Raw genomic sequence first — 2,061 nt, 5'->3', positions numbered from 1 at the left:
GGCATCGATACTATTGCTCCTGCGATCAGTGAGGCGCTAGTTGCCACAGGATGTGGAATTTTTGTAGCGATCCCCGCATACACCTTTAGCTTACTTATAAAACGCAAAGCATACGAAGTTATGAGCATTATAAATCGTACAGCGGATATTTTGCTATTTAAAGCAAACACTGGAAAAGCTATTTAATGTATAATTTCGACGAAAATCCAGAGTTAAATATCACTCCGCTCGTCGATATTATGCTTGTTTTGCTAGCGATTTTAATGGTCGCGCAAACGGCGATTATCTACGATGAAAAGATCGAACTGCCTAGTGGCTCAAAAGCACAGGTTTCGGAAAATACCGCGGAATTCTTGCTTGTGCGTATCGGTGAAGATCGTAAGGTTTATATCGACAAAAGCTCGATGAGCCTAGCTGAATTCCCGGATAATCTCGTGCTGCTTAAAGGCACCGGCAAGTATAGCTTGGAAAAACCCGTCTATATCCAAGCCGATAAGAGACTCGTTTATGACGATGTGATGTTTGTCTTAAAAAGCTTAAAACAAGCGGGTTTTACTAAAGTCGCACTTCAAACAAATGGCTAATTATTCAAATTTTACGGGGGTTAAATACGATAATTTTAAATCGTTTTTAATCGCCCTTTTTGCCTATCTGCTGGTGATTTTTGTTCTTTTATATCAAATTTCAAAGCCGCAGGAAAAATTTAAAAAATATACTGACAATCCCAACGATTATATGGATGTTACTTTTGATTTCGAAATAGATGATAAACTTCCGTCCGCGCCTGAAATCGCTAAAGAAACAAAGCAAGGCGAGTTTGAAAATAAGAATGTGAAGGATGTGCCGGAGGATAAAATTAAGACTACGGCGCAAGTAGTCCCGCCTCCTCCGGTGCAGGCAAAGCCGAAAGAGCCCGAAAAGCCGAAGGAAGAGCCGAAGCCGGAACCTAAAAAGGACGAGCCTAAAGCTGAGCCCAAAAAAGAGGAGCCCAAGCCTGAGCCTAAGTTGGAAGATAAACCTTCCGAAAAAGTAGTAGAGAAAAAAGAGGAAGCTAAGCCGGAGCCGAAAAAAGAGGAAAAACCGAGCTTGAGCGATCTTTTTTCGGATACGACTAAGGACAATAAGAAGCTTGAGGAGAGCGCTAAAGCTAGCGACGCCGTTCAGAGTAACAAAAAGTCCGATAAAGAAACCGCCACCTCTAGTGCTAAGGATAAAGCGGCATCTAAAAATGCTGTCGTCAAATCCGATAAGCTTGGTGGCAGGACGCAAAGGACGGGCGAGTATAACGCTTATTACGGCGCTATCGAGAAGAAGCTTCAAGTTCTATGGAGCAGATATGTGGCGACCGCGAAGGACGACGCAAGGATTAAGATAGTATTTAGCGCAGATGGACGAGTGGCGGATTATACTATTATAGAGTTGGGGCGAGAGACTGAATTTAACCAGAAGTTGCGAGATTTTTTGGATAATCTATCGACTCAGACTTTCCCGAAGTCTCCCGACGGAGCGTCGCACGAGATTGATACTAGGATGTCCGACGTAATGAAGACAAATTAGAATTTGTAAGGAAAAAAGTGAAGAGACTTTTTTGTATTTTTGCGTTTTGCTGTATGCTTTTTGCGGCGGATTCGGAGCAGAATTTTACTTATGAAAGAAATTCCGTTTCGCAAAAATCTGGTAAAATTCAAATTTCAAAGGAGCTAGATGCTTATTTTTCGCAGATGGCGTCGAAATTGCAAGCTCTATGGACAGAGTATCAAGTGGACATTTCCGATGAGGCTAGAATCCGTATAGAATTTAGCAACAATGGACGAGTTTTAAATTATCAAATTTTAGAGCTTGGGCGTAGCACAGAATTTAACCACAAGCTAAGGAAATTTTTAGATGAGCTTCCTAAGCGAAGCTTTCCAAAATCACCGGATAATAAATCTCACACATTTGAAATGGTATTATCCGACGTAGCAAATTAAATTTAAGGAGAAAAGATGAAGGGCAAAAAGACTAATGTGTTTTTAGGTTTATTAAATATCATGCAAGGTATTTTACTTATTATATATGTCT

The 2,061-nt window shown here is 40.8% G+C and carries 4 protein-coding genes; all 4 read left to right on the top strand.

Going from position 1 to position 2,061, the window contains the following annotated elements:
- Window positions 1–186, top strand: a 186-nt coding sequence (locus tag Q0277_RS07600; RefSeq protein ID WP_297996972.1) for a MotA/TolQ/ExbB proton channel family protein, incomplete at its 5' end; no start/stop codon positions are given.
- A complete protein-coding gene (locus Q0277_RS07595; protein WP_005869629.1) occupies window positions 186–584 on the top strand; it encodes a biopolymer transporter ExbD in 399 nt (132 codons plus the stop codon). The genes Q0277_RS07600 and Q0277_RS07595, both read left to right, overlap by 1 nt.
- Window positions 577–1,557 (top strand): TonB C-terminal domain-containing protein, encoded by a 981-nt coding sequence (locus tag Q0277_RS07590; protein ID WP_297996971.1) that lies wholly within the window; start codon window positions 577–579, stop codon window positions 1,555–1,557. The genes Q0277_RS07595 and Q0277_RS07590 overlap by 8 nt, the downstream gene beginning before the upstream one ends.
- Window positions 1,558–1,574: 17 nt before the next feature.
- Window positions 1,575–1,970 carry a TonB C-terminal domain-containing protein gene (locus tag Q0277_RS07585; RefSeq protein WP_297996969.1) on the top strand — a complete coding sequence of 132 codons (396 nt, stop codon included), beginning with the start codon at window positions 1,575–1,577 and terminating at the stop codon, window positions 1,968–1,970.
- Window positions 1,971–2,061 lie beyond the last annotated feature (91 nt).

The sequence above is a fragment of the uncultured Campylobacter sp. genome (assembly GCF_938030815.1).
GTDB lineage: Bacteria > Campylobacterota > Campylobacteria > Campylobacterales > Campylobacteraceae > Campylobacter_B.
This window is presented reverse-complemented; position numbering and strand designations above follow the sequence as displayed.